We start from the raw sequence: 22967 nt of genomic DNA on the forward strand, positions 1-22967 counted from the left end.
ACTCGACATCATCACATCAACAAGCCCGCGGCAGTCACAACGCTCTGGGCGATATCCGATATCTTCTTCTTTTCGTTCATCGCCGTCTGGCGCAGCAGAGCGAAGGCATCCTCTTCGGAAAGGCCGCGCATCTTCATGAGGATACCCTTGGCGCGTTCGATCACCTTGCGTTCCTCGAGCGCCGACTTCGCCTCCGCGAGTTCCCGCTGAAGCCGGCTGAAGGCGTTGAAGCGGCTGACCGCCATGTCGAGGATCGCCTTGACGCGCTCCTTCTTCAGCCCGTCGACCACGTAGGCCGAGACGCCCGCATCCATCGCCGCTTCGATCAGGGCCGTATCGGAACGGTCGACGAACATGGCGATCGGCCGGCTGACGGTGCGGGTCAGTTGGAACAGATGCTCCATCATGTCGCGATTGGGGTTCTCGATATCGATGACGATAACGTCCGGCTTCAATGTTTCGATGATGCGCGCGACGCCCTGGACCTCGTGGATGACCGTGACTTTGCTATGCCCAGCCTCCCGCAGCCCTTCCTCGATAATGGAAGCGCGGATGGCATTTTCATCGATAACCAGAATGGTGAGATCGGGTGCCGGCATCCTTATAGGAATGACGCAGCGCAGCAATCTTGGCAAGCCTGCTAATCCGCTAATCAAATCGTGCCATCATCCATCGCGTGGAAAGAACCGGTTAACCTTTATTTTCTACTTCCTGTGAGAATGTGCCGTTCCCGTATCTCGTCTGGTTGTCATGCAGTTCTCACGCAATAATCATCCCCAGAGTTCTGACCTCCCTAACGCCGGAGACGATGCCGTCGACGCGGCGCAGCAGCCTCGTCCCGCGCAGAGCCTTGCGGATTTCAATCAACCGGTTCTGGAGCAGGCGCCTTGGCAGGCGGCTTTCCGACTGGCGCCGAATGTGCGGTTCACCCGCACGCCCGAAAGTGTGCTCACCCGCAAGGCGAATGCCGGACAGGCTCCCGAAGGGCCGGTCAATATGCCTGTTGCCGAAGAGATCGAAGTGATTCCGTCCGAAGTGTTCCTGACAGCTGCCACTCATGATTCGCCGGTAACCTATCAACCGTCCGCCGCTCCGCTCGAACAGATCGCGGGCCTGCAGCAGCTTGCCGCGACCATGCGTTACCATGTGCCGGAAACGCATTCGGTCCTCGTCACGCGGCCCGAACCGGTTCAGGAGGCAACACCTCTCGTGGCGCCGCGCCAGGACATCGCGATCTCCGATTTTGCCTTCTGGGACGCGATGCCGTTCGAACTCGAAGGGCCAAATGTCATCGAGGCCGAAGCCCGGCCGATTGAATCGCAGGTCCTGCCCGTCGTCGTGGCGCAACCCGGTGCTCCGGTCACGGATCTCTATCGCGAAGTGCCGCGCAGGGCTGCTGCCAGGACCGTGGTCGTCGCGCCGTCTCCGAGACCGGAGCCGGTCAAGACGCCCGGACCGGTTCAGCCCGCTCCGCAGCGCGTGGCGAAAACCAAGACACCGGTCGTCGTCGCACCCGTGCCTGCCCCTGTCGCGCAGCAGGTACCTGTATCCGCGCCGGTCATGGCCGCGGAGCCTGTTGCCCTGCAACCGGCTCCCGTCCAACCCGAGATCGCACGTCCGCGGACCGTGCGGCCGGCGGATGCGGAATATGAGTTCCCGCCGATCTCGCTGCTCCAGGAGCCGCAGGGCGAGCGTGGCCAGGCGATGCAGCCGGATGCCCTGCAGCAGAGCGCCGGCCTGCTCGAAAGCATTCTCGAGGATTTCGGCATTCGCGGCGAGATCATCGACGTGCGGCCGGGTCCGGTCGTGACGCTTTATGAATTCGAGCCGGCGCCCGGCGTCAAATCCTCGCGTGTCATCGGCCTTGCGGACGATATCGCCCGGTCGATGTCGGCGCTGTCGGCCCGCGTCGCCGTGGTGCCCGGCCGCAACGTGATCGGCATCGAACTGCCGAACGCGACGCGCGAGACGGTGTATTTCCGCGAACTTATCGAATGCGAGGACTATTGGGAAACCAAGCATCGGCTGGCGCTCTGCCTCGGCAAGACGATCGGCGGCGAACCTGTTATCGCCGAGCTCGCCAAGATGCCGCATCTGCTTGTCGCCGGCACCACCGGCTCGGGCAAATCGGTCGCCATCAATACGATGATCCTGTCGCTTCTCTACCGGCTGCGGCCGGAGGAATGCCGGCTGATCATGATCGACCCGAAGATGCTGGAGCTTTCCGTCTATGACGGCATCCCGCACCTGCTGACTCCTGTCGTGACGGATCCCAAGAAGGCCGTCCTGGCGCTGAAATGGGCGGTCCGTGAGATGGAGGATCGCTACAAGAAGATGTCGCGCCTGGCCGTGCGCAATATCGACGGTTACAATCAGCGTGCCGCAAGCGCCCGCGAAAAAGGCGAGGTCATCTCCGTCAGCGTCCAGGCGGGCTTCGACCGGCAGACGGGCGAAATCCTCTACGAAGAGCAGGAGATGGATCTCTCGCCGATGCCTTACATCGTCGTCATCGTCGACGAGATGGCCGACCTGATGATGGTTGCGGGCAAGGATATCGAAGGCGCGATCCAGCGGCTGGCGCAGATGGCGCGCGCCGCCGGCATTCACCTGATCATGGCGACCCAGCGCCCGTCGGTGGACGTCATCACCGGCACGATCAAGGCGAATTTCCCCACCCGCATCTCCTTCCAGGTGACGTCGAAGATCGACAGCCGCACCATTCTCGGCGAGCAGGGTGCCGAACATCTGCTCGGCCAGGGCGACATGCTGCATATGGCCGGCGGCGGGCGGATTTCCCGCGTCCACGGCCCGTTCGTCTCGGATGCCGAAGTCGAACTGGTGGTCCGCCACCTGAAGACCCAAGGCCGGCCGGACTATCTCGGCACGGTTACCGAGGATGAAGACGCCGAGGAAGACGAGGACGTTTCGAGCCAGGAAGCCGTGTTCGACAAGAGCGCGATGGGCGGAGACGACAGCGACGAACTGTACGACAAGGCCGTCAAAGTGGTCATGAAGGACCGCAAGTGCTCGACCTCCTATATCCAGCGCCGCCTCTCGGTCGGCTACAATCGCGCGGCATCGCTGGTCGAGCGCATGGAGCAGGAAGGCCTGGTCGGCCCCGCCAACCATGTCGGCAAACGAGAGATCATTGCCGGCGGACGTTCCGCCGCAGCCGAGGATTTCGGGGACTGATCGCCGGCAGCCCTTACCGCTGGCGGCAGATGAAGGGCAGGAAACTGCTCGCGGTGCCGAAATTCATCGCCGCCATGGTCAGCGCATTGGCGAGCTCAATCTCCTTGGGCGTGTGCGGGCAGACGTCCGCACCGCTCGAACAGCCATCGGCGATGAACTTTTCGTTGCCGTTGATGAACTCGGCGCTAACGCCCTCGAGCCCAATGAAATCCTTGGCCCGGTTCCAGGCGCGCTCGTAGCGGATGCATTTTTCCTTGGCCCAGGGTTCGACTTCAGCATCCTCGGCACGGGCGGGACCGAAGCTCGCCAGAGTGACGACAAGGATCAATAGAATTCTGGTCATGTGGCACCCGGATCGATGGCTCCGGCGGATTACCGGCTGCGGATATAGTCGCTGAGCCGGTTTGCGGCATCCTCGACCTGCAACGGATCGCGCAGGAAACAGGCGCGCATGAAGCCTTGTCCGCCCGGGCCGAAGGCGGTTCCCGGCGCCAATCCGACGCCGGTCTTGTCGACGATCCTGAACGCCTCCCCGCGGCTGTCGGTGACACCGTCGATCTTCAGGAAGGCATAAAGTGCGCCGGCAGGCTTCAGCGTTTCCACACGGTTGGTGGCGATCAGCGCGTCGCAGAGGATGTCGCGGGATTTTCGCGCCCGTTCGATATTGGTGCGGACGAAGTCGTCGCCTTGTTCGAGAGCGGCAATCGCGCCCTTCTGCATGAATTGGGCGACGCCCGAGGTCGAATACTGGATGAGGTTGGTCAGCGTCTGGCCGATTTCCGCCGGTGCGACCATCCAGCCGACCCGCCAGCCGGTCATGCACCAGTTCTTCGAAAAGGAATTGGCGAAGATGATCCGGTCTTCCGGCTCCATGACGTCCATGAAAGAAGGCGCGCGGGCGCCTTCGAAATAATAGAGGCCGTAGATCTCGTCGGCGACGATCCACAGGCCGTGCTTGCGGGCGAGTTCGAGGACGGCCTTCAGGTCGTCATGCGTCGCGGTCCAGCCGGTCGGGTTTGACGGCGAGTTGATGAAGAGGGCGCTGGTCTTCGGTGTGATCGCTGCCTCCAGCCGGTCGATATCGAGCGCCCAGCGACCGTCGGTAAAGTCGAGTTCGACGGTCACCGGCTTGGCTTCCGAAACACCGATGGCGTTGACGACATTCGGCCAGGCAGGAGAGAGGTAAACGATCTCGTCGCCGGCGGAGGCGACGGTCTGGATGGCGAGCACGATCGACTGCATGCCGGAGCCGGTGACATAGATGTTGTCGACCGACAGGTCCCGCCCATAGTGCCGCTGGTAATAACGCACGATCGACTCGCGGAGCGCCGGAATCCCTTGCGTCCAGGTGTAGAAGGTTTCGCCGGCGAGCAGGGCTTCGCTGGCGGCGCGGGTAATGAAATCGGGCGTCGGCAGATCGCCTTCTCCGATCCAGAGCGGCATCAGGTTTTCGCGGCCTCGGGCATAGGTGACGATTTCGCCAATGCCACTGCGGGGCGCTGCTGCGGCGCGGGCGCTGATCTCCGGTCTGATGATTGTCATGGATTGCCCTGTCGGTCCTGGCTGGTTTGTCGCAAGACTGACTTGGCCCAACCGCGCCCGCGGGTCAACATTTCCGATGCCGGATTTTATTGTTTACTGGCTGGTGGTGCTTGCGAAACGGCCGAAAGTGCCGCGGGAGAAACACAGCGGATCGCCTTCGCGGTGGGCTGCACGCAGCACGCGGCCGAGGATCAGCGTATGATCGCCGGCATCGTGCATCGAGGACAGCTCGCATTCGAAACGGGCGAGCGTGCCGGGTATGACCGGCACGCCTTCACGGTTCAGGTTCCAGCAAAGCTCCTCAAAGCCGAGACCGCCGCGGGTGAACCGGGCGCTGAGCAGATCCTGGTCGGCGCTGAGCACATGGATGGCGAAATGGTTCGCCGTCGTGAAGGCGCCATGACGAGACGAGCTCTTTGCCGGCGACCAGAGAACCAGCGGCGGATCGAGCGACACCGAGGTGAAGCTGTTGACCGTCATGCCGATCGGGCCATCCGGCGTTGTTGCCGTCACCACAGTCACACCGGTCGTGAACGCCCCGAGCGCGTTGCGATAATGCCGCGCGGTCGATGCATCCGGAACGAAGATCTGTTCGCTGGATATGCTTGCGGTGTCGGCAGTGATCATCATGGCACCTGCTTTCCGGTTGCGGCTGTGTAGAGTTCGAACCAGGTCTGCCGATCGATGGTAACCTTCAAGGCGTCCGCGCTCGTCGCGATGCGCGCGATATTGTTGGTTCCGATGATCGGAAGAATGTTTGCCGGATGGTGCAGCAGCCAGGCCAGCGCCACGGCCGATGCGTCGACGCCCTGTTCTGCCGCTACCCGTTCAAGTACGGCCATCAGAGGCTGGTGTTCGGGTTTGAAGATGCCGCCGCGGGCGAGCGGTGACCAGGCCATCGGCGCGATGTTGCGCTCCTGCAGATAGGCGAGATCGCCATTGGTGAATGCCTCGGAGGCGAGGAGGCTGATCTCGATCTGGTTGGTGACGAGTTCGGCCTCCATGGAGGATTGCAGCAGCGAAAAATCCCAGGGGCGGAAATTCGAGACGCCGACGGCACGCACCTTGCCGGATACGACCAGTGCATCGAGCGCCGGGCCGGTTTCGTCCGGATCCATCAACGGGTCGGGCCGGTGGATCAGCAGCAAATCGATATAGTCCGTTGCCATGTCACGCAGCGAGGCCTCGACCGAAGCGGTGATATGGGCAGCGCTCGTATCGTAGTGCTTGCCACGGACGACGGAGTGGCGGCCAGCCGGCGCGACGATGCCGCATTTGGTGACGATCTCGATTTTGTCGCGCAGCGAAGGCGAGGTTTTCAGCGCCCCGCCCAAAATCGCTTCCGCCGTATAGCCGCCATAGATATCGGCCTGGTCCATGGTGGTGATAGCCTGCGCCAGGCAGGCTTCGATCTTCGCCTGAACATGTTTCGGCGAGGTATCGGCATCGTCGCCGATCCGCCACATGCCATAAACGAGGCGGCTGAGCTGGAGATCGGGCGAAAGTTGAATGCGATCCAGGTGATGAGGGGCCATCAGTGTCGTCTCCCGTTGCCGAGCGGCGTTGCGGGTGTCTCGGCCGGCACGCGACCATAGGCATGCGGCAGCGAACAGGTCTTGAGCTCGGGCAGCACCTTCTGGCCGAAATGTTCCGCTTCGTCGAGATGCGGATAGCCCGAAAAGATGAAGGCCCGGATGCCCATCTTCTTGTAGGCCTCGATTTCCGAAAGCACCTGGTCGGCGGAGCCGACAAGTGCCGCGCCGCAGCCGGAGCGGGCACGGCCGATGCCGGTCCAGAGGTGAGGTTCGACGTAGCCAAACTTGTCGGCGAGTTCACGGGCCTTCGCCTGATGCGAAACACCGAGCGAGGTGCTGTCATGGGCGCGGCTGCGGATCAGCTGGCCGTATTCGTCGTCCAGCTTGGAGACGAGGTGTTCCGCATATTCGCGGGCCTCCTTTTCCGTGTCGCGGACGATCATGTGGACGCGCAGGCCGTAGTCCAGCGTCCGCCCATGGGCCGCGGCGCGGGCATGGACGGCCTTCATGCGTTCGGCCAACTGGTCCCTGGTTTCCGGCCACATCAGGTAGACGTCGCATTGGGCGCCGCAGAGCTCCAGCGCATCCGGCGAATAGCCGCCGAAATAGAGAAGCGGGCCGCCGTTCTGCTGGTAGGGGCGGGCGGGCTCGGTGGTGATACCCTTGAAATTGTAGACCTCGCCCTCGTGGTCGATCGTGTCGCGGGTCCAGGCCTGGCGGAGGATCTGCACGACCTCATGGCTGCGGCGATACCGAAAGGCGCTGTCGGCGACTTCGCCGGGGAAATCGGAACTGATGACGTTGAGCGTCAACCGGCCCTTCAGCATGTGGTCGAGCGTGGCGACCGTGCGGGCGAGCATGATCGGCTGCATCTCGCCGCAGCGGATGGCAGCCAACAGATTGATCCGGTTTGTGATTTGCGAGGCGGCTGCGGCGAAGCTCAGCGTGTCCTGGCCGACCTGATAGGACGAGGGGCAGAGGATGTTGCGGAAACCGAGCGTCTCGGCGCGCCTGACGATGTCGGAGCAATGTTCCCAGCTGGACTTCAACGCGTCATCCGGGACGCCGAGATAGGCGTAGTCGTCTGAGCACAGGGCGGCGAACCAGGATACCTCGGCGGCATCGAGATCCTGTGATGTTATGGGCACGACGGTCATCAAAATTCTCCTCGACTCCTGGGACTTGAATATCATCCGCGTTCGTGTAAATCAATAGTGTATCAATTTCGATGCGTCATTCCTCGGGGAGGGGGAACGGCTTATGGACAGTTATCCGGGCAGCCTGCCGATCTATCTGCAAATCGCCGAACTTCTGGTTCGCGACATCGCGGCCGGCCGGCTTGTCGACGGGGAGAAGCTGGCGCCGGAGCGCGACATGGCGGTGCAGCTCGGCATTGCGGTCGGCACGCTGCGCAAGGCGCTGGCGGAACTGCAGAACCGCGGGCTGCTGGAACGGGTGCAGGGGTCCGGAAACTATGTCCGGGCGATCAGTGATCCGAAGAGCGTTTATGCGATGTTCCGGCTGGAACTGATCCAGGGCGGCGGTCTGCCGACCGCGGAATTGCTCGATGTGATGCGGCTCGACAAACCCAAGGACTTGCCGAGGTTCGGCTTTTCGCCGGAAGGGCATCGCATCCGCCGCATTCGTCGGCTGTCGGGCAAGGTCGCGGCGCTCGAGGAGATCTGGCTCGACGGTTCCTATGTGGCGGCGATCACCCCGGAAGACCTGTCGGAATCCCTCTACCTCTTCTACCGCACCCGGTTGGGTCTCTGGATCGTCCGGGCGGAAGACAAGATCGACCTCGGCACCGTGCCCGACTGGGCGCCGCCGGCCTTCGGCCAGAAGCCGGGTGCGCCGATCCCCCATGTGCTGCGCGTGAGCCAGGCACAGGATGGCGCCCTGGCCGAGGTTTCCCGCACATGGTTCGACCATTCCGTGGCGCGATACGTATCGCGGCTGCGGTAGACAACAATCGAGTACCGACAAGATGAAATTCGAAACGACACAAGACGGTTTTTCCATATCGCTGAATGGCCGCAGCATCCTGCGGCACAGCGCTGCCTCGCCCTGCATATTCGTCGGCCATGGGCAGGAGCGAATGGACATGTACCGCGGCAATTTCGAGGTCGAGGATTACATCGTCGAGCGCAGCGCCCTGCGCCATGCGGAGGTCGCCGGCAATGTGGTCAGCCTCTCGGAGGCCGAGGGCCGGGCGCCGCGGCTGGAGCTGACGGTCTCGGAAACCGCCGTGCATTTCCGGTCATTGGACGAGACGATCAACCGCTTCTGGATCCGAATTCATGCGGACAACGACGAGCATGTCTGGGGCGGCGGCGAGCAGATGTCCTATTTCGACATGCGCGGACGCCGCTTTCCGCTCTGGACCTCGGAGCCCGGCGTCGGTCGCGACAAGACGAGCGAGATCACCTTCAAGTCCGACCTGAAGGACAAGGCGGGCGGCGACTATTACAATACCAACTACCCGCAGCCGACCTATATTTCCTCGGCGCGCTATGCGCTGCATGTGGAGACGACCGCCTATTCCGTCTTCGATTTCCGGCGCAAGACCTTTCACGAGATCGAAACCTGGGCGGTGCCGGAGCGGATCGAGCTGTTTGCCGCGCCGAATTTCGCCGAGTTGGTCGAGGCCCTGTCTCTGCGGTTCGGGCGGCAGCCGGAATTGCCGGACTGGGTCTACAAGGGCGCGATCATCGGCCTCAAGGACGGCGTCAATTCCTTCGAGCGGCTGGAAAAGATGCGCAATGCCGGTGTGCAGGTCTCAGGTCTCTGGTGCGAGGATTGGGTCGGGCTTCGCCAGACCTCGTTCGGATCGCGGCTGTTCTGGGACTGGCAGGCGAATGACGAGCGTTATCCGGACCTGCGCCAGCGCATCGCCGAGCTGAACGGCGAGGGCATCCGCTTCCTCGGCTACGTCAATCCCTATCTCTGCGTCGACGGCTCGCTGTTTCCGGAAGCGGAAGCCGCGGGTTATTTCGCCAAGGATCAGCTCGGCCGCACGGCGATCGTCGATTTTGGCGAATTCGATTGCGGCGTCGTTGATTTCACCAACCGGCAAGCGGCCGAATGGTTTGCCGAGGAAGTCATCGGCCGCCGTATGCTCGATTTCGGGCTGACCGGCTGGATGGCCGATTTCGGCGAATACCTGCCGATCGATGTGGAGCTTGCGAACGGCATCGATGCCAAGCTGATGCACAATGCCTGGCCGACCCTCTGGGCCGAAGTCAACGCCAAGGCGATCGCCAGCCGCGGCAAGACGGGCGAGGCACTGTTCTTCATGCGGGCCGGCTTTACCGGCGTGCAGAAACATTGCCCGCTGCTGTGGGGTGGCGACCAGTCGGTGGACTTCTCGCGCCACGACGGGCTCGTCACGGTGATGTGCGCAGCCCTCTCATCAGGCCTGCTCGGAAACGCCTATCATCATTCCGATATCGGCGGTTATACGAGCCTGTTCGGCAATGTCCGCACCCCGGAACTGCTGATGCGCTGGGCCGAGATGGCGGCCTTCACACCGGTCATGCGCAGCCACGAGGGCAACCGTCCGCGCGACAATATCCAGATCGACCAGGACCCGGAAGTGCTGGAGCATTTCGCCCGGATGACGCGGATCTACGTGCACCTGACGCCGTACCTGAAGACGCTGTCCAAGGAAGCCGCCGCCCGTGGCCTGCCGGTGCAGCGGCCGCTCTTTCTGCATTACGAGCATGACCCGAAGACCTACGCCATTCAGGATGCCTATCTTTACGGCCCGGAACTGCTGGTGGCACCGGTCTGGCATGCGGCGCAGGATGTGCGGAACGTTTATCTGCCGGAAGGGGCGAGGTGGGTGCATGTATGGAGCGGCGTCGAATATGCAGGCGGGGAAGAGGTGACGGTTGCGTCGCCGATCGGTTGTCCGCCGGTCTTTTATCGGACGGATGCGGCTTTTGCGGAGATGTTTGCGGCGTTGAGGGAAATGTGAGGCGCTGCGGTAAATTCCCAATCTCCCCCTTTGTGGGAGATGTCACCGGAGGTGACAGAGGGCGGCGGTGCAGCGAACTCAACTGCAGAAGAGTGCCCGCAGCACCCCCCTCTGCCCTGCCGGGCATCTCCCCCACAAGGGGGGAGATTGGTGTGCCGCACGGTCGTCAATTCCGCCTCACCGCGCCGCCCAGTTGGCACCGCGGCGGAAGATCGTCTTCATTTGCGGCACGTCGAATTCCTTCGCCTGGTGGCCGAGGGAGGAATAGAAGACGCGGCCCTCGCCGTATTTCCGCTTCCAGACGACCGGCATGACGACGCCGTCGATCCAGTAGGCGTGGTCGCCGGTAAACGTCGTCGTCGCCAGCACCTCGTTCGAGGGGTCGACATGCATGTAATATTGCTCGGACGTGTAGGGGAAATCGGCGATCCCCTCCATCAGCGGGTCGTCGGGCCTCGTGATGTTGACCGTATAATCGATGATGTTGCCGGGATGGGCGACCCACTGGCCGCCGATGATGAACTGGTAGTCGACCGATTCGCGGAACGCGTCGCCGGCGCCGCCGTGATAACCGGCGATGCCGACGCCGTTCTGGACGGCCGCGGCGAGGTTCTTCACTTCTTCCTTCTCGATCTTCGACATCGTCATGATCGGCACGATGAGGCTCAGATCGTGAATGGATGGATCGGCGAAGGCCTCGGTCGAATGCTCGATATAGACCTTGAAACCGTCCTCCTCGAGCATGTCCTTGATGATTTCGGCGCATTCCTGTGGTTCGTGGCCGCTCCAGCCGCCCCAAACGATGAGTGCTTCACGCATTTTAGTCTTCCTCCAGAATTATTTCGCTAGCTGGCCGTCAACAAGCGATTCCGACAGCGGAGCAGGGCGCTCCGTGGCCGTGGTGATCTTGATCGTGCGCCCTTCGGCGGAGGCCGTATGGAAAGCCTCCATGACCTCCAGCACGTGCAGCGCCAGGTCGCCGTTCGCCCGGTGCGGGCGGTTGGAGCGGATCGCGTAAGCCAGGTCCGCAACGCCGATCGAGCGATAGTTGCCGTCCGCATAGGGCAGGGTCACGGGCTGATCCTCGAACTGGCCGCCCTTCTTCAGGTAATCGACCGGCCCGGCGAAGCGGTTCGGGTCCGGTACGATCAGTGTACCCTCGGTGCCGTAGACTTCGAGCGGCACATGCTTGTGGCCGGCGACGTCGAAGCTCATGCCGATCTGGACGACCGCGCCGTTCGCAAAGGCCATGACACCGGCCACATGGGTTGGAACATGCACCGGAATACGCTCGCCGTTGCGCGGCTCGCTGGTGATGATGCGCTCTTTGCGGGGCGTCACCGCGAAACCCGCCACCTGCGACACGGGGCCGAGCAGGTTGACGAGGTCGGTGATGTAATAGGGACCCATGTCGAGCATCGGACCGCCGCCGACCTCGTAATAGAAGGCGGGGTTCGGGTGCCAGCGCTCGTGGCCAGGGCACATGAATGTGGCGGTGCCGCCGACCGGAATCCCGATGACGCCCTGGTCGATCAGCTCGCGGGCGGTCTGGTGGCCGCCGCCGAGGAAGGTGTCGGGGGCGGCACCGATGCGCAGGCCCTTGGCCTTTGCGGCCTCCGCCAATTTTTTCCCTTCCGCGAAATTAATCCCGAGAGGTTTTTCCGAATAGGTGTGCTTGCCCGCATCGAGTGCCTGCAGCCCGACGGCGACATGCGCCTTGGGGATCGTCAGGTTGACGATGATCTCGACCTTCGGATCGGCGAGCAATTCGTCGACCGTACGGGCCTGAAGGTTGAATTCGGAGGCTTTCGCCTCGGCCAGATCGCGGTTGAGATCGCCCAGCCCGCGGATATCGAGGATCGGAAAAGCGGATGTCATCGCCTTCAGGTAGGCGCCCGAAATATTGCCGCATCCGATGATGCCGATACCGACTTTGTCCATTGTTTCCTCCCGATGAATGCTGATGCTTGGCGCGTCAGAGCGCCGGCCCGGTGGTGCTCCAGGGCGATTCGTAAAGTTCGTAAAGTGCTACGGCCGCCGCTCCCTGCGCCCAGAAATCATCCGTAGAATCGTCAAAGACGAGTTCGCTGACGCCTTTCAGCGACGGCGGGATGGCGAGCGCATAGGCATCGCGCAGGCTGTTCAGGAACGGTTCGCCCAGCGCCAGCGACGAGCCGACGAGGATGACGCGCGGCGGCGCAAACAGCGTGACGATGTTGGCAATCGTTAGCCCGACAGCCTCGCCGGCGCGAACGGCCGCGGCGATCAGCCGGTCGTCGTCGGCCTGGATCAGTGCCTGGACATGGGTCATGCCGCGGCCGAGCCTTACCGCTTCGGCAAAACGTCCGTCCGCCTGCTGCTCGCCGAGGATGGCGCTCTCGCCCGCCTGGCTCGAAAGCCGCACGATGCCCTGCGGACCGGTGCCGAGCACGAGATCGCCGAGATTGTGGCTGAGGCCGCCGGCACCGCGGAAAAGCCGGTTCCCATGCAGCACGCCGAGACCAAGCGTCTGTTCCAGCGAGATCAAGACCATATCCTGCAGATCGCGGGCCTTGCCGAACCAGTGATGGCCGAGCGTGATGGCATGTGCGTCACTCTCGACGATGGTCGGCGTCGAGAGGCGCGTCGACATTTCGGTCGCAAAATCGATGTTGATCTCGCGAAAGATCGGGCTTGAGCGGACATGCCCGGTACGGTGTTCGATGACGCCCGGAAGGCCGAGGCAGACGCTGTCGACATCCTCCAGCGACAGGCCGGCATCGACGACGCAGCGGCGCACGCCGTCTTCGACGAGGTCGGCGATGACTGCGATCGGCTGCCGGTCGATACGGATCGGCAGGGTGAGCTTGGAGAGCACGTCGCCGCGGAAATTCGTGACGACGAAGACCATGCGGCTTGCGGCGATCTTGGCGCCGACGACGCGGGCGGCATCCGGATTGACCTCCAGCATGACGCGCGGCCGGCCGCGCACCGCCTCGTTGCGGATATCACCTTCGTGGCGGGTCAGGATCAGCCCATCATCGAGCAGGGAAGCGGTGATGGCGGAAACGGTGGTCGTGGAGAGTTCCGTGCGCTCGGAAATTTCGACACGGGAGATGGGACCGCGCCGCCGGATCGTATCCAGCACGCTGAGGCGATTCATCGCACGCATGAGTTCCGGATCGGCGGTTTTCATCTGTTCTGCGCACTCGTCGGCTTCTGCACCAAACTGCTATTTAATTCGAGGTGCAAATTAAATTCGCTTTGTTCTAGAGCCGATTTTGTGCGGCATGCAATAGGTAAAAGCAGAGAATGGCGCATTTTTTGCCAAAATCGGCCAATCTCGTGCAGGGCTATTGACAGATGCGTTGGGCTTGCCGATTATTTAATTCGGATACAGGAATAAAGCTTTGGGAGGAGCGCCTTCAATGTCCAACAGATACTACAGGATGCGTCTGATTTCCGCGACCGCTGTTGCTCTCGCGGGTGGGCTGTTTACGGCCAGCGTCGCTGCAGCGGACAGCGTCATTCGCTGGATGCATGTCGAGCAGGTGCCGGCGAACATCACGGTCTGGAACCAGATCGCCAGGGATTTCGAGGCCAAGCATCCCGGCGTCAAGGTCGAGATGCAATTTCTGGAAAACCAGGCCTTCAAGGCGAAGCTGCCGACGCTTCTGCAATCGAAAGACGCGCCAAGCATCTTTTATACCTGGGGCGGCGGCGTCCTCAAGGCGCAGTCCGAGACCGGCACGCTGCGGCCAATCAATGCGGCGATCGACGCGAACGGGGGGGAATGGCGCAAGTCGATCAATGCCTCCGCCGTCGATGGCCTGACCTTTGACGGCAAGGTCTGGGCTTCGCCCGTCAGGACCGGCCTCGTTTCCTTCTATTACAACAAGGAATTGTTCAAGAAGGCTGGCGTCGACGCCTCGAAGATCGCGACCTGGGACGATTTCCTCAGCGCTGTCAAAACGCTGAAACAGGCCGGCGTGACGCCGATCGCTGGCGGCGGGCGGGACAAGTGGCCCCTGCATTTCTACTGGAGCTATCTCGCTATGCGCGAAGCGGGGCAAAAGGGCTTTGCCGACGCCAAGGCCGGCAAGAACGACGGCTTCGCCGGCAAGCCTTTCGTCAAGGCAGGCGAGCGCATGGCGGAACTCGGCAAACTTGAGCCATTCCAGAATGGCTATCTGGGTGCGACCTGGAACGATGCGCTTGCCACGTTCGGCGATGGCCGTGCCGCGCTCATCCTGAGCTTCGAAAATACGCCGGCGACGCAGGCGTCGAATTCGACGAGCCGCAAAGGCCTTGCCGACGACAATATCGGCCGCTTCCCGTTCCCCGTCGTCAGCGGAGGGCCCGGCGTGACCACCGACAGTTTCGGCGGTCTCAACGGATGGGCCGTCACCAAGAATGCGCCGCCTGAAACCGAGGAATTCCTCCGCTACATGGCAAGCGCCGACGTGCAGAAGCTTCTCGCCAGGGATACGCAGATCATGCCCGTTGCCAAGGGTGCGAGCGAAGCGATCTCGAAGCCGCTGCTGAAGGAAGTTGCCGAAGCTCTTGGCAAGGAAACCTGGCACCAGAACTTTCTCGATCAGGATCTCGGCCCCAATGTCGGTGCGATCGTCAACGACATCAGCGTCGAAGTGGTCTCCGGCAGCATGAAACCGGCTGCCGCGGCGCAGCAGATCGAGGACGCCTACTCCCTCGAACGAAAGTAAGCGCAGCGCCGGCGCTCCCGCTCCCCTAAGGTTCCAGCAACCCTGGGAGCGCCGGTTCCCGTCCTCGCCTGACGGCGTCTCGCAGCCCGAAAGGCTCGAAAATCGATGAGCGATATGCTGATGTCTGCCAATGCCGTCCCTTCCGGGAATACACTTGTGGTAGCGCGGCGCCGCAAGCGTTCTCTTGCCAACAGCAAGTGGCCGGTGCTGATCCTGTTCCTGCCACCGGCGCTTCTTCTGTTCACGGTGCTGGTCATTCTGCCCATGGGCGAGGCCGCCTGGTATTCCTTCTATAACTGGAACGGCTATGGCAGCCCGACCCAGTGGGTCGGCTGGCGCAACTACCAGCTCATTTTCCGCAATAGCGCCTTCACCCAGGCTTTGATCAACAACGGCCTGATCGTGCTTGCCTCGCTTTGCGTGCAGGTTCCGCTGGCGCTCTGGCTGGCGACGATGATCTCCAGCCGGATCAGGGGTGCGCTGTTCTTCCGGCTGATCTTCTTCCTGCCCTACGTGCTTGCGGATGTTGCAGCAGGGATGATCTGGCGTTTCGTTTATGACGGGGATTTCGGTCTCGTCGCCGGTATCTCGCATTTCATTGGCGTCGAACCACCCTTCTGGCTCGCCGACCGCGACCTGGCAATGTACGCGATATTGGGCGTCATCGTCTGGAAGTATTTCGGTTTTCACATGATGCTCTTCATCGCCGGCCTGCAGGCGATCGACAAGAGCGTGCTGGAAGCGGCTGACATCGACGGTGCGACCGGCTTCCAGAAGTTCCGGCTTGTGACGCTGCCGCTGCTCGGCTCCACCGTGCGTCTCTCGGTCTTCTTTGCGGTCGTCGGTTCGCTGCAGCTTTTCGACATGATCATGCCGCTCACCGGCGGCGGTCCGTCGAACTCGACGCAGACGATGGTGACGTTCCTGTACAATTTCGGGGTGACCCGCATGCAGGTCGGGTTCGGCAGCGCCGTCGGGGTGGTGCTGTTCGTGATCTGCGTGACGCTCGCCTTCAGCTACAAGCGGGTGTTCATGCGCAATGACTGATATCTCGACAGCACAGCCCATCGATGCCGCCAGCGCGCCGACGTCCGGCCAGCGGATCCGCGCCGGCACGCAGGTCTATATGTACATATCGCTGATCATCGTGGCGGCAATCGTGGTGGTGCCGCTCATCAGCACTGCGCTCGGCGGCTTCAAGACCCTCGGCGAACTGCGCGGCAATCCTTTCGGCCTGCCGACGGAATGGCAGTGGTCGAACTACACGGACATCATCATCAGCAAGCGCTATTGGCTGCAGATGAGCAATTCGCTGATCATCGCCCTGTTGACGGTGTTCCTGACATTGACCTTCGGTGCCATGGCAGCCTTCTGCTTCGCACATATCCGCTTCTTCGGCACCGATTATCTGGTCAACTATTTCCTGATCGGGCTGATGTTCCCGGCAGCGACGGCCATCCTGCCGCTCTACATCCGCATCCGCGATCTGGGGCTCATCGATACATATTGGGGCGTGGTGCTGCCGCAGGTCGCGTTCGGCATGGGCATGAGCATCATGCTGTTTCGGAACTACTTCCGCAATTTGCCGTCCGAACTCTTCGACGCGGCTTTCGTCGACGGCTGCGGCTATATGCGCTTCTTCTGGCACATCACGCTGCCGCTGTCGCGGCCGATCATCGCTACCGTCGGCATCATCTCCTTCGTCGGCAGCTGGAACAGTTATATCGTGCCGCTGATCATGCTGAATTCCGAGAGCCGTTATCCCTGGCCGCTCGGCATCATGATCTATCGTGGCGAATTCAGCACCGAATGGCAGCTGGTGCTGGCCTTCATCACACTCACCATCCTGCCAACCATCATCGCCTTCTTCCTGGCCCAGAAGCACATCATCGCCGGTCTGACCGCCGGTGCGGTGAAGTCCTGAGCCCCGACCCGGAGTAACTCGCATGGCATCCGTCGAACTCAGACAAGTCCGCAAGGCCTATGGGGCACTCCCGGTCATCCATGGCGTGTCGCTGGCGATCGAAGACGGCGAGTTCGTCGCTCTGGTCGGCCCTTCCGGCTGCGGAAAATCGACGCTGTTGCGGATGATTGCCGGGCTTGAGGAAATCACCGCCGGCGAGGTCATCATCGACAACGCCGTGGTCAACGAGCTGACCCCGCGCGAGCGCAACATCGCCATGGTGTTCCAGTCCTATGCGCTTTATCCGCATATGACGGTTGCCGAAAACATGGGCTTCAACCTGCGCCTTTCCGGAACCCCGAAGCCGGTGATTGCCGAACGCGTCGCCGAAGCCGCGCGCATGCTCGACCTGATGCCGCTTCTCGATCGCAAGCCGGCGCAACTTTCCGGCGGCCAGCGTCAGCGCGTCGCCATGGGCCGGGCGATCGTCCGCAACCCGGCCGTCTTCCTGTTCGACGAGCCGCTTTCCAATCTCGACGCCAAACTGCGTGTGCAGATGCGCGCCGAGATCAAGCAGCTGCACCAGAAGGTCGGGACGACATCGATCTACGTCACCCACGACCAGATCGAGGCGATGACACTCGCCGACCGCATCGTCGTCCTCAATCAGGGAAAGGTGGAGCAGGAAGGCACGCCGATGGAACTTTACAAGAAGCCGGCCAACCTCTTCGTTGCCGCCTTCATCGGTTCTCCGGCGATGAACCTTCTCGACGGCACCGTGGACGGTGATGGCGGCGAACCGTCCGCTCGCCTTGGCGACGGAACCGCGATCCGCATCGCGCCGGATCGCAAGGTGAAGCGTGGCCAGGCGATCAAGGTCGGCCTGCGTCCGGAGCATCTGAGCCCCGGCGTCGGGGGTACTGCGCTTGCCGGGCAGACGCTGCTGGTCGAGCCGACCGGCGCACAGACCCATATCATCTTCGACCTCGCCGGCCACCCGGTCGTCGCCATCGTCGACGGCGAATATCCGGCCCGCTACGGCGCGCGGTTCGAAGCCAACATCCCGGCCGAACAGGTGCATGTCTTCGACCGTGAAACGGGAGTGGCCCTCTAGGCCGGCATTGTCCGCAACAGGCCTCAGAAACTTTCGAGCCTGATGTCGGCCGGCCGTGAGTGGGCGAGGATATAGCGGCCGTTCGGCAAGTCATTGCCGTCGAGTTTCCAGGCAATCGCGGCTTCGTCGAGCCCATAATGGACCCAGCGTGCCTTGAGCCGCTCGCGGAGCACCTCTTCCGAAGGGCCTACGAAGATCGTGAAGTCGAACATCTCCGCAAGCCGCGACCAGGGCGCTTCGTCGATCAGCAGGTAATTGCCTTCCGCCAGAACGATATGAGTCTCGGGCGAGATCGGGCGGGCCGAGGCGATGGCGATCTCACGCGATCGGTCGAAGACCGGCACCAGCACCTCCTCGTCTCCGTGCCGCACCGCCTTGAGGATGTCGGCAAAACCGCGCACGTCGAAAGTCTGCGGTGCTCCCTTGCGGGGCAACAGGCCGCGGGTTTCCAGGATACCGTTATCCATGTGGAAGCCGTCCATCGGCAGGACTTCGGCCAGCTCGCCGCGCGCCAGCAGGGCTTCGTGCAGGGCGTCGGCCAGCGTGGATTTTCCGCCGCCCGGCGGGCCGGCGACCGCAACGATGAAACGCCGGCTATCTTTGGCTCGGTTGATGACGGTGTTGGTGATGTCGTCCAGTGTCATTGCGTCGACGCCTTGCGTTCCATTTCGCTGAAAGGACTTCTAACGTCCCGCAAGGCGCACAGGCAATCCATGAACGGGATAGGTGACCAGCGCGCGGACCGGAGACTTATTGAGCGCCCTCACTGGCTGCCTTGAGGGCCTCCCAGACCCGGGAAGGCGTTGCGGGCATATCAAAATCCTTGACGCCGGCAGACCGGAGCGCATCCAGGACAGCGTTCATCAGCGTCGGCAACGCCCCCGTCGTGCCCGCTTCGCCGCCGCCCTTGACGCCGAGCACATTGGTGGGCGAGGGGGCCGGCAGGTCGAGGAAGCGGGGCGTCGGCATGAAATCGGCTCGCGGCATGAAATAATCCATGAAGCTGGCGGTCAGCATCTGGCCGCTGTCGCGGTCATAAACGATATGCTCGCCAAACACCTGGCCCGCGCCCTGGGCGAGGCCGCCGTGCATCTGGCCTTCGAGCAGCGTGTGGTTGATGACATGGCCGGCATCGTCGACGCCGATATAGGACGTGACTTTCGTGTCGCCGGTATTGGGGTCGATCTCCACTTCGGCGACATGCACGCCGCCGGGGAAACTGCGCTCCGGCTGGATCGAGGCGAGCGTATCCAGCGCATTGCCCTCCGGCGTGACGTTGCGGGCGGCGAGTTCCAGGAGCGAGATCGACATGTTGGTGCCGGCCACTTTGTAATGGCCATGGTCGAATTCGATATCGGTTTCGGACGCTTCTAGAGTCTCAGCGGCCAACTTCAGGCCCTTCTTCACCACCTCACGGGAGGTGATCGTCAGCGAGGCACCGTGGGAGGCCATGGTCCGCGATCCCATCGTGCCGGCGCCCTTGAGCTTGTGGGGCGCATGGACGCTGTTGGCGCGCAGGTTGATCAGGTTCTCGTCGATGCCGAGTTCCTTGGCGACCAGCCGCGGCAGCACCGTCTCGTGGCCCTGGCCCGCGGAACCGGACAGCGTGTAGAGCGTCAGCGTGCCGTCCGCCTCGAAGCGGATTTCGGTTTCTTCCGGCATATGGCCGCCGCCGGACGGCTCGACGAAGATGCCCATGCCGATGCCGCGCAGATTGCCGCGTTTTTCCGACTCCTTGCGGCGGGCTTCGAAACCTTTCCAGCCGGAGACCGAGACGGCTTCCTCAAGCATCGCGACATAATTGCCGCTGTCGTAGACGGTGGTCGGTGTCTTGTAGGGGTAGGCATCGTCGGGGATCAGGTTTTTCCGGCGGATCTCTATCCGGTCCATGCCGAGATCGCTGGCGGCCTGATCCACCAACCGCTCGACGAAATAATTGATGTCCGGACGGCCGGCGCCGCGATAGGCGGCGATCGGTGATGTGTTGGTGAAGGCGAGGCGGTTGAGCCCGAAGACGGCGGGAATGCGGTAGCAGCCCGTGCCGGTCAGCATCGGGTTCAGGACGTTGATCAGCGCACCGGCCGGCGAATGGTAGGCGCCGAGATCGCAGACGACGTTCATCCTTATGCCGAGGAATTCTCCCGCTTCGCTGAGCGCCATCTCCCCGGTGAAGCGGACCGCCCGGCCGTGATAATCGGCGAGGAAGCTTTCGGTGCGGCTGGCGGTCCATCGCACCGGCCGACGGAGCTTCTTGGCGGCAAGCATGATCACCGCATATTCCGGATAGGGGGCGCCACGGATGCCGAAGCTGCCGCCGACATCACCCATGTGGTGCCGCACCTTTTCCGGCGGGTGACCGGTAAAGCGGGCAAGGCCATCGGCAAGGCCCGTCCCCTGGCTGGCGGAATAGACGTCGAAGACCTCCGTCTCGGCGTCGTATGCCGCCATGAAGGATTTGAGTTCGAGAGGATTGGCGGCAACGCGCTGCGACTCGACCGTCAGCGTCGAGATATGCGCGGCCTTGGCGAAGGCCTCATCGGCTGTCGCCTTGTCGCCGAAACCATGCAGGAAGACCAAGTTGCCCGGCACGTCGTCGAAAAGCTGCGGCGCGCCGTCTTCCAGCGCAGCCTCCGGGTCGATAATCGCCGGCAGGTCCTCGTAATCGACCGCGATCAGTTCGAGCGCATCGGCAGCCGCTTCGGCACTGTCGGCCACGACCATGGCAACCGGTTCGCCGACGAAACGGACGCGGTCGGTCGATAGAGCATAACGATGTGGTGCCTTGATCTTCATGCCATCGACGCCGGGGAAGGAGACCAGCGGGCCGGGGGCGATCAGGTTCGCTTCGAGCGCATCCTTGCCGGTCAGCACGATATGGACGCCCGGTGCGGCGAGCGCCGCCTCGACATCGATCGAAACGATGCGCGCATGCGGCTGGTCGGCTCTCAGGAATGCTGCGTAGAGCTGGTTATCCAGCACCTTGTCGGCGGTATATGCGCCCTGGCCGGTAACAAGTCTTATGTCTTCCCGACGACCGGTGAAGACCTCGTGATCACTGCTCAAAACCACTCTCCCACGCCATGCAATTTTCTGCCGGAGATATCTCTACCGCCTCCGGCCCGCGAATGGAAAGCCGCCTCTGGTATACCTTTTTCTACTTCGTCACGTCGATCACCACACGCCCGCGGATTTTCCCCGCAATAATATCCTCGGCGAGTTGCGGCAGGTTGGACATCGGTTCCGTCGTGGTGATTTCCGAAAGCTTGGCGGGATCGAGATCGCACGCCAGCCGGGCCCAGGCGGAGAGCCGCTGTTCGCGGGTGGCGATGACGCTGTCGACGCCGATCAGCGTCACGGCGCGCAGGATATGCGGCAGCACGGTTCCCGGAAGGTCGGCCCCGCCGGCAAGGCCGCAGGCGGCGATGGCGCAACCGCGCATCGTCTGGGAAAGCGCGTTGACGAGGGTGGTCGAACCAACGCTGTCGACGCCGCCGGTCCAGCGTTCCTTTTGCAGCGGACCGCCCTTTTCGGCAAGCACGGCGCGATCGATGAAATTGGAAGCTCCAAGCGAGGCGAGATAGTCATGGGTTTCCGGACGGCCGGTGGAGGCGGTGACGTTGTAGCCGCGTGCCGAGAGAAGGGCGATTGCAACCGAGCCGACGCCGCCGGCAGCACCCGTCACCAGCACTTCGCCTTCGCCAGGCTTGATCGAGCCCCATTTTTCCAGCGCATCGACGCAGAGCGCTGCGGTATAACCTGCGGTGCCGATTGCCATCGCCTGTTCCATCGAAAAAGCGTCGGGCAGAGGGATCAGCCATTCCGGCTTGACGCGCTGGTAGCGGCCAAAGGCGCCCCATTCGGTTTCGGAAAGGCCCCAGCCATTCAGCACGACCTTGTCGCCGACCTTCCATTCCGGTGAGCGGGATTCGACGACCGTGCCGGAGAGGTCGATGCCGCCGACCATCGGCATGCGCCTGGCGATGCGGCCCTTGCCTGATATCGCCAAGCCGTCCTTGTAGTTCAACGTCGAATAGGCGATCTCGACCAGCACGTCGTTGTCGGGAAGGTCGGCGATCGAGATCTCTCTGAAGGCGCCTTTCGGCTTGCCGTCGACGGCATCGATCACCATGGCGGTGAAGGTCTCGGTCATGTCTCTCTCCCGATATCGTGGCGATGTTGGTTTTTAAGCGGAGGCCTGTGCAGTGGCGTCCCGCCTGGCACGCGCGTCGAGCACGGCGGAATAACTTTCGCGCACATAGGCGAGCAGCCGCGCCAGCGCATCGGCGGCCCTGGCATCTTCGCGACTGCGCACCGCGTCGACGATTTCCTGGTGCAGCGAGGCGACGTGGCGGCGTTCGCGGACGCGGAAGACGATCATGTTGGTGATCGGAATGAAGGCCTCGATGACGGTGTACATCATCAGTTTCAGCGGGCCGTTGCCGGTCGATTCCACCAGCGCTCTATGGAAACGCACGTCCGAAGCGCAGAAATCCTCGTCGCTGACAGCCTCGTCGAGCTGCACCGCGATCTCCGCTTCCATCGCAGCGAGGTCGGTTTCACTGCGATTTGCGGCGGCCAGCCGGCAGCAGACGGCTTCTGTTTCCAGCCTGGCGGTGATGATCTCTTCGATGTCGAAGGCGCCGATGCCGACCAGCAGGGTGGCCGCGCCGGTAATCGCCTTGGAAAGACCTTCCGGATCCGGCCGCTTGACGAAATTGCCGCCGGTCGGTCCGCGTTTGGAATGGATGAGGTTCTGGGCGGCGAGGCGCTTCAGGGCCTCGCGCACCGTTGGGCGGGAAATGCCGAAGCTTCGGGCAAGTTCTTCCTCGGTCGGCAGGCGTTCGTCGATCTTCAGCCGGCCGTCCATGATCGCGGAACGGATATTGTCCGATACCTGTCTCGCGATGCCCGTGCGGACGACCTCGTCGTATTTGAGGATCATTTCACCCTTCCCATGGTTCCTGCCATAGTGATGCCACGGGAGGGGCAAAAAGGCTAC

At 62.6% G+C, this 22967-nt stretch carries 20 protein-coding genes; 7 read left to right on the forward strand and 13 right to left on the reverse strand.

The genetic code is table 11. The features are described 5' to 3' along the window. Positions 1-11 precede the first annotated feature (11 nt). Entirely contained in the window at positions 12-599 is a 588-nt protein-coding gene (locus MOV61_RS05830) for an ANTAR domain-containing response regulator (protein WP_038545908.1), read from the reverse strand. A 151-nt stretch (positions 600-750) separates the two neighbouring features. Here MOV61_RS05830 and MOV61_RS05835 point away from each other — a divergent pair, with 151 nt between their 5' ends. Further along, positions 751-3192, forward strand: a complete 2442-nt coding sequence (locus tag MOV61_RS05835) for a DNA translocase FtsK (RefSeq protein ID WP_247135910.1) — start codon at positions 751-753, stop codon at positions 3190-3192. 13 nt (positions 3193-3205) lie between these two features. Here MOV61_RS05835 and MOV61_RS05840 read toward each other — a convergent pair whose 3' ends face one another. From MOV61_RS05840 to MOV61_RS05860, 5 genes are all read right to left on the reverse strand, one after another. Then, a complete protein-coding gene (locus MOV61_RS05840) occupies positions 3206-3535 on the reverse strand; it encodes a hypothetical protein (protein WP_247135911.1) in 330 nt (109 codons plus the stop codon). A gap of 29 nt (positions 3536-3564) precedes the next feature. After that, positions 3565-4734 carry a pyridoxal phosphate-dependent aminotransferase gene (locus MOV61_RS05845; protein ID WP_247135912.1) on the reverse strand — a complete coding sequence of 390 codons (1170 nt, stop codon included), beginning with the start codon at positions 4732-4734 and terminating at the stop codon, positions 3565-3567. 93 nt (positions 4735-4827) lie between these two features. Further along, positions 4828-5361, reverse strand: coding sequence for a flavin reductase family protein (locus MOV61_RS05850; RefSeq protein WP_408962355.1), 534 nt, complete (start codon positions 5359-5361; stop codon positions 4828-4830). Then, positions 5361-6254, reverse strand: a complete 894-nt coding sequence (locus MOV61_RS05855) for an aldo/keto reductase family oxidoreductase (RefSeq protein WP_247135931.1) — start codon at positions 6252-6254, stop codon at positions 5361-5363. Before MOV61_RS05855 ends, MOV61_RS05850 begins: the two co-directional genes overlap by 1 nt. Before the next feature lie 14 nt (positions 6255-6268). After that, positions 6269-7426 (reverse strand): LLM class flavin-dependent oxidoreductase, encoded by a 1158-nt coding sequence (locus MOV61_RS05860; RefSeq protein WP_247135914.1) that lies wholly within the window; start codon positions 7424-7426, stop codon positions 6269-6271. Between the two features lie 103 nt (positions 7427-7529). Here MOV61_RS05860 and MOV61_RS05865 point away from each other — a divergent pair, with 103 nt between their 5' ends. Together MOV61_RS05865 and MOV61_RS05870 are read left to right on the forward strand one after the other, a co-directional pair. Next, positions 7530-8234 carry a GntR family transcriptional regulator gene (locus MOV61_RS05865; protein ID WP_247135915.1) on the forward strand — a complete coding sequence of 235 codons (705 nt, stop codon included), beginning with the start codon at positions 7530-7532 and terminating at the stop codon, positions 8232-8234. Continuing rightward, positions 8161-10248, forward strand: a complete 2088-nt coding sequence (locus MOV61_RS05870; RefSeq protein ID WP_258718797.1) for an alpha-glucosidase — start codon at positions 8161-8163, stop codon at positions 10246-10248. Before MOV61_RS05865 ends, MOV61_RS05870 begins: the two co-directional genes overlap by 74 nt. 177 nt (positions 10249-10425) lie before the next feature. Here MOV61_RS05870 and MOV61_RS05875 read toward each other — a convergent pair whose 3' ends face one another. From MOV61_RS05875 to MOV61_RS05885, 3 genes are read right to left on the reverse strand one after another with little or no spacing between them, the layout of a single operon-like run. Beyond that, positions 10426-11067 carry a ThuA domain-containing protein gene (locus MOV61_RS05875; protein ID WP_247135917.1) on the reverse strand — a complete coding sequence of 214 codons (642 nt, stop codon included), beginning with the start codon at positions 11065-11067 and terminating at the stop codon, positions 10426-10428. Positions 11068-11085: 18 nt separating this feature from the next. Then, positions 11086-12189, reverse strand: coding sequence for a Gfo/Idh/MocA family protein (locus tag MOV61_RS05880; RefSeq protein WP_247135918.1), 1104 nt, complete (start codon positions 12187-12189; stop codon positions 11086-11088). Between the two features lie 34 nt (positions 12190-12223). Then, positions 12224-13423, reverse strand: a complete 1200-nt coding sequence (locus MOV61_RS05885) for an ROK family transcriptional regulator (RefSeq protein WP_038545882.1) — start codon at positions 13421-13423, stop codon at positions 12224-12226. A gap of 232 nt (positions 13424-13655) precedes the next feature. Between MOV61_RS05885 and MOV61_RS05890 the strand changes: the two genes are divergently transcribed. From MOV61_RS05890 to MOV61_RS05905, 4 genes are all read left to right on the forward strand, one after another. Further along, positions 13656-14951 (forward strand): ABC transporter substrate-binding protein, encoded by a 1296-nt coding sequence (locus tag MOV61_RS05890; RefSeq protein ID WP_038545877.1) that lies wholly within the window; start codon positions 13656-13658, stop codon positions 14949-14951. 120 nt (positions 14952-15071) lie between these two features. Further along, on the forward strand, positions 15072-15998 hold the full coding sequence (locus tag MOV61_RS05895) for a carbohydrate ABC transporter permease (RefSeq protein WP_038549680.1): 927 nt from the start codon (positions 15072-15074) through the stop codon (positions 15996-15998). Then, the gene (locus MOV61_RS05900; protein WP_247135919.1) at positions 15991-16875 is read left to right on the forward strand and encodes a carbohydrate ABC transporter permease; all 885 of its coding nucleotides are present in this window, start codon (positions 15991-15993) and stop codon (positions 16873-16875) included. Before MOV61_RS05895 ends, MOV61_RS05900 begins: the two co-directional genes overlap by 8 nt. A 22-nt stretch (positions 16876-16897) precedes the next feature. Beyond that, a complete protein-coding gene (locus tag MOV61_RS05905) occupies positions 16898-17968 on the forward strand; it encodes an ABC transporter ATP-binding protein (RefSeq protein ID WP_038545874.1) in 1071 nt (356 codons plus the stop codon). A 23-nt stretch (positions 17969-17991) separates the two neighbouring features. Here MOV61_RS05905 and MOV61_RS05910 read toward each other — a convergent pair whose 3' ends face one another. The 4 genes from MOV61_RS05910 to MOV61_RS05925 all read right to left on the reverse strand — a co-directional run bounded on the left by MOV61_RS05910 (position 17992) and on the right by MOV61_RS05925 (position 22910). Next, positions 17992-18612 (reverse strand): nucleoside triphosphate hydrolase, encoded by a 621-nt coding sequence (locus MOV61_RS05910; protein ID WP_247135920.1) that lies wholly within the window; start codon positions 18610-18612, stop codon positions 17992-17994. A 106-nt stretch (positions 18613-18718) separates the two neighbouring features. Continuing rightward, positions 18719-21031, reverse strand: coding sequence for a xanthine dehydrogenase family protein molybdopterin-binding subunit (locus MOV61_RS05915; protein WP_247135921.1), 2313 nt, complete (start codon positions 21029-21031; stop codon positions 18719-18721). 91 nt (positions 21032-21122) lie between these two features. Then, on the reverse strand, positions 21123-22118 hold the full coding sequence (locus tag MOV61_RS05920; protein WP_309493785.1) for an MDR family oxidoreductase: 996 nt from the start codon (positions 22116-22118) through the stop codon (positions 21123-21125). Between the two features lie 33 nt (positions 22119-22151). After that, on the reverse strand, positions 22152-22910 hold the full coding sequence (locus MOV61_RS05925) for a FadR/GntR family transcriptional regulator (protein WP_247135922.1): 759 nt from the start codon (positions 22908-22910) through the stop codon (positions 22152-22154). Positions 22911-22967 lie beyond the last annotated feature (57 nt).

The organism is Neorhizobium sp. BETTINA12A (genome assembly GCF_023006485.1).
Classification (GTDB): domain Bacteria; phylum Pseudomonadota; class Alphaproteobacteria; order Rhizobiales; family Rhizobiaceae; genus Neorhizobium.